Here is a 4,746-nt window from a genome sequence, read left to right as displayed (position 1 = left end):
CCCCAGACCAGGCATCGCACTGACGAGAGCAATCCGAGCGGAGTCGATTTGACGACGCCACAGCCGAAGGCGGACGCTGTGAAGCGTGCCCGACTTCAGAAGCGAGGCGGCAACGATGGACGAAGTGCGACAGCGGCTCGTCCGCAAGTTCGCGCACTTGCCGCAAGATCACATCTCGGCTGCCGTCGCGGACGCTTACGCGCGATTCACCGACAGTTCGGTGCGAGACTTCGTTCCCCTCCTGGCCGAGCGCCGGGCCAGCCAGAGCCTTTCAGGACGTGCTGCTGAGTCAGTCACCGCCCCGCTCTAGGAGCAGCGGCTACTCGGTTTACCGGGCCGCTCAGCTCCCCAATTGGTGGTTATCGCAGGGTTGAGGTCCGGGAAGCGTCGATGCAGAGCGGCCATCATCCATTCCAGCCTGCCTCGGTTGTCTTCCTCGGGGTCGGCTTAGCAACGGAACGAATCTGGTTGTTTTGTGATTTCCCAACGGTTATGCGGGGATGCGTAGCGGGCGGTGGCCGTCGCGGCGGAGCTCGGCATCGATGTCGAAGGAGTAGGTGCCGTAGAAGTTGATGTGATCATGCTGGGCCGGCGTCAGGTGCGCCGCAGTCTCGTCGCCGACCTCGATGCCATCTGCCCGCAGGGCGTCGATCGTGTCGCCGAGATAGGTGGTGGTCCACAGCACGCAGGCGTTGGTGACCAAGGTGAGGCACAGTGCCTGATCGATTTGGTCATCGAGATGACGTCGTCGGACGTGGCCTTGATGCGCGAAGAACAAGTCACGCCGCAGCGCATGCAGACTTTCGCCCTTGTTGAGCTGACGCCGTACCCGGCGTCGTAGTTCTTCGTCTGCGACGTAACGGCATACGTAGAGGGTGCGGATCAGGCGCCCGTACTCGTGCAGCGCCTTCGCGAGCGTGCTCTGGCGGCTGCTGGCGTGGAGCTTGGCGATCAGCAGACTTGCGGTGGTGTGCCCGAACTTCATCGAGGCAACCAGGCGCAGCAGATCATCCCAGTGGTCCGCGATCAGCTGGGTCTGGATCGGTTGGCCGAGCAGCCGCCCGGCGTGCGGGTATCGAGAGCGCCAGTCGGAGGCAGTTCCGATGCGGTAGAGCTGTAGGCGGCCGATGTCGCGGATGCGCGGAGAGAACTGCAACCCGGCCAGGTGGAAGATCGCAAACGTCGCAAGGGTCTGTCCGGCGGTGTCGACGGTGTGCTCGGTGAGAGGCAAATCCGTTGGGTTGCCGAAGATCTCGTCGAGCACGGCGACGGCCTCGCGCCAGGTGGTCGGGATGACCTTGGTGCCGTAGGTGGAGTGTTGATCGGACACGTGGGTGTAAGTGGTGGTGCCCTCGTCGAGGAAATAGCGCGACAACGCCCGGGCAGTCAGACTGCGGCCACGCTGCGGGAACCGCTGCCCATCGGAAGACGACAGCATCCCACCACCCCACAGTGCGGCCAGCGGGTGCGCGTGGTGTGCGTTGACCAGACGGGTATTCGCCGCCCGCAGCGTCTCTTGGCGCAGGTACCACTGCGAGGTCCAGGCCAGGGCGTCTTCGGAGATGCCCGAGGCGTCGGCCATCCCGGCATAGCCCAGGTTGCACGCGTAGGCGATCAGCGACGCATACAGGTTGCGGGTGAGATCTGGGTTGCGTGGTTGCGCGCCGCCGGCATGGGTGAACTCCTCGCTGAACCCGGTCAGCTGGTCAACCTCGATCAGCAGCGCCGGCAACTGCACCGTGGGCAGCCGCGCCGACGTGGCCCCGGCGAGCGTATCCGCCTCGGCCGGGAGCTGTTCGGCGGGCAGCGGCGACACGATCAGCTCACCGTCATCACCGAGACGTGCGAGTCCCTCTGTGCCTGGATCCGCCAAGACCGTCTCTAACGCCGCGACGGCTGCGTGCAGCTCGGCCTCGAGTCGATCGAGGTGCCGGGACGCGCTGGGGTCGGTGCCGGTGATGGTGCAGAAGTCGTCTCGCTGCCCCGCCCACCGATCCGGCGGTAACAGCAGGGTGGACGGATCGGTGTAGCGGCGTGAGCCGGGCACCCATAGGTCGCCGGAGCGCAGCCCGGCCTGCACCCCGTAGAGGACCCCCAGTTCCCAGTAGTGTCGGTAGGCCGCGCCGCGGCCTTGACCGCGGGTGGCGTCGAGGTAGCCACGCCAGCGCGCCGGCACGAACACCGTCGCCGCGGCGGTGGTCGCCTCGTCCGGGACAGCGGTGCGGGCGGCGGCGTTGAGCTCGCGCAGCACCTCGACGGCGGTGAGCAGCGCCGTGACGGACGGGCTTGTGGTGTTGCCGGTCAGCGGGAGCGCGGCGATCACGGCAGGGGTGAAGGTGCGCAAATATTTGTAGCGGGTGGCGAGCAGGTCGAAGTGTCCATGGTCGCGCTGCCCGCGATCCTCTGGTGGGCGTCGGGCGGCGATCAGGCGGTCCATGCCGATCCGCTGGCGGATGACCCGGCCGGCCTGCTCGTCGGGGATGTTCGGGTCGGCGAGCACGTCGAGGATCTCGTCGAGCAGCCGGCCCCGGTCTACCTCGGCCTTGGCGCGGTCGACCAGCCGCTGCGAAAGTTCTTGGCGGGCTCGGGAATCCGCGCTGGCGAGCGCCTGGTCGAGCAGCTGCACCAGCTCGTCGAGCACCTCGACATAGGTTTCGGCCAGCGTTGCCAACAGCACCGGGTGACGCCGGTCGACCGCGGCGCGCTGCAACGCCTGATTGGTCGAGCGACGGCCAATCTCGGCGAGGATGCGCCGGCGCCCAACCGGCAGCCGGGACAGGTCTAGGCGATCGGCGCCGTGGCGCCGTAGGAATTCCAGCTTGTCCAGCTCGGCCTTGAGCAGCTCGGGCGTGGCAACGGTGGCCCCGCGGCGCAGCCACGCCAGGCGTGTCAAGCCGAGGTCGGGGTCAACATCGAGCAGACCGTCCAGCTGCATCGGCCTTGGTGGCTGCAGCAGCGACCCAAGCCGGTGGTAGGTCTCGGCGCGAGCAGCATCGCGGGCCGTGGCCACCCGACGCGTTAGGCTGTCGACCGGAGGCCGGACAACCCGTTCGGCGCGCAGCCAGTCACAAGCCAACTGCAGCAGGACGCCGGGAGCATCGTGCTCGAGCGCCCGCGCCAGCAGGAACTCGTCCAGCAGCTTGCGTTCGCCGGCGGCGCACAAGCACCAACCCAGGCGAGCCAGCACCCGTGCCCGGTGTTCCCGGCGGGTTCGTCCCTGCCAGCCGCCGTACTCCGCCAGCAATGCCGACGAGATATCCGGCGCAATACCCAAAGCCAGCGCGAGACGATCCAGTGCGAAGGGCGGGCACGCGGCCAGGTCGTCGGGAATCCAGCCCAGCCACGGCAGCGTCGACAGTTGGACGGCGACGCCGAGACGGTTCTGCTGGCGGTTGAAGCCCGCCAGCCACGACAGATCGTCGGCCGACAGCGTGAAGTAGGTGACCGCGTCCTTGACAGCGATCTCGTCCGGCCAGCTGCTCAGCCGGGCAAGCTCGGGATCAGACAGGTAGCGGACCGGCATCTCACCTCCGAACGGCCCGCGGTTCGAGCCGTCACCGCAAGGACGCTAGCCACGGTCAATGGAGGCCCGCAAGGGCCGCGGCGCACCGCCCGTAAGGGGATCGCTTAGTGACACAAGGTCAGGTCACTCCACGGTGCCGCTGGGCACGACCCACTGGCAGCGCTGGCCGGTCACCGACGCGATCAGATCAAAGTCGGCGTCGTAGTGGAGGACAGCGATGCCGAGTTCCTCGGCTGCCGCCGCGATCAAGAGGTCGGGGATCTTGCGGCCTCGCTGACTGCGCTGAGCGAGGAGGCGCTGAACCTGAAGCGCTCGACGTTGGTGCGCTGCGGTCGAATCGACGAGCTCGAACGCGTCGAGCGCTCCCACCAGCCGATCCCATTCTTCGGCGTTCCGGGCTGAGTATCCGACTTCGAGGTCGCAGATGCTGGCACGCGCCAGCTCACCCGCGATCGCCAACGGCTCAACCACCTGGCGCACCTCGGAGCGGCCGAGCCGCTTGACCACGCTGGTGTCGAGCAGAAACCTCAGCGCCACGCTTCAGCACGATCGTCAAGGCAGGCATCAGACAAGATGTCCAAGGCCGCGGCCACTCGCCGCCCTCGTCGCGACGTTGCCCGGCGGATCGCCTCGTTCACCGTGTCTTTGATCGTGGTCGTGCCGAGCTCAGCGCGAGCCGCGGCGAGCGTGTTCTCATCGAGATCGACCAAATGTTTCGCCACAAGACCCAGTATATACGGAGGGTAGACGCGTATATCCTAACGATCGCCCGTTGAGCGATCCCCTTGCGGGCTTTCGAAAACGATCAGTTTCGTTCGGTTGCTACGGCGACCCCTGCCACTGTGGTGGTGCGTGGTCAGCCGTGGCGTGCCGCTTCTTGGACCAGCTGCACGCGCGAGGTCAGGCCGAGCTTGGTATAGACGTGGGTTAGGTGCGATTGCACCGTGCGCGGTGAGACGAAAAGCCTTGTGGCGATGTCGTTGTTGCCCAGCCCTTCGCTGACCAGGCGCACGACGTCGCGTTCGGTGGGGGTGAGCGCCCCCCAGCCGCTGGTCGGTCGTTTGCGTTGGCCGTGGCCGCGCTGGGCGTTGGCGATCGCCTCCTCAATCGACAGGGCCGCACCCTCGGCCCACGCAGACTCAAAGTCCTTCTCACCCATCGCATCTCGTAGCGCGGCCACCGAGGCTTCGTAGCCGGCGTCCCATACCTTGAACCGGACGGCG

Annotated in this window: 5 protein-coding genes; 1 reads left to right on the top strand and 4 read right to left on the bottom strand. The window is 66.9% G+C overall.

Going from position 1 to position 4,746, the window contains the following annotated elements; genetic code table 11:
- The first annotated feature begins 115 nt into the window (after window positions 1-115).
- The gene (locus tag ACLP9N_RS21585; RefSeq protein WP_442409322.1) at window positions 116-310 is read left to right on the top strand and encodes a three-helix bundle dimerization domain-containing protein; all 195 of its coding nucleotides are present in this window, start codon (window positions 116-118) and stop codon (window positions 308-310) included.
- Between the two features lie 180 nt (window positions 311-490).
- Here ACLP9N_RS21585 and ACLP9N_RS21580 read toward each other — a convergent pair whose 3' ends face one another.
- The 4 genes from ACLP9N_RS21580 to ACLP9N_RS21565 all read right to left on the bottom strand — a co-directional run.
- Complete coding sequence (locus ACLP9N_RS21580; RefSeq protein ID WP_442409321.1) at window positions 491-3,523, bottom strand: Tn3 family transposase; 3,033 nt, start codon at window positions 3,521-3,523, stop codon at window positions 491-493.
- A 123-nt stretch (window positions 3,524-3,646) separates the two neighbouring features.
- Window positions 3,647-4,060, bottom strand: coding sequence for a PIN domain nuclease (locus ACLP9N_RS21575; RefSeq protein WP_442409320.1), 414 nt, complete (start codon window positions 4,058-4,060; stop codon window positions 3,647-3,649).
- Entirely contained in the window at window positions 4,051-4,245 is a 195-nt protein-coding gene (locus ACLP9N_RS21570) for a hypothetical protein (protein WP_442409319.1), read from the bottom strand. The genes ACLP9N_RS21575 and ACLP9N_RS21570 overlap by 10 nt, the downstream gene beginning before the upstream one ends.
- A 134-nt stretch (window positions 4,246-4,379) precedes the next feature.
- Window positions 4,380-4,746 (bottom strand): response regulator transcription factor (locus ACLP9N_RS21565; RefSeq protein ID WP_442409318.1); only part of this gene is annotated, 367 nt, incomplete at its 5' end.

This window comes from Mycobacterium sp. (assembly GCF_052144515.1).
GTDB lineage: Bacteria > Actinomycetota > Actinomycetes > Mycobacteriales > Mycobacteriaceae > Mycobacterium.
This window is presented reverse-complemented; position numbering and strand designations above follow the sequence as displayed.

What these genes read in the sequence shown, in the direction of transcription:
- ACLP9N_RS21585 (WP_442409322.1), top strand. Translation starts at nt 116, where the DNA reads ATGGACGAAGTGCGACAGCGGCTCGTCCGCAAGTTCGCGCACTTGCCG.
- ACLP9N_RS21580 (WP_442409321.1), bottom strand. Translation starts at nt 3,523, where the DNA reads ATGCCGGTCCGCTACCTGTCTGATCCCGAGCTTGCCCGGCTGAGCAGC.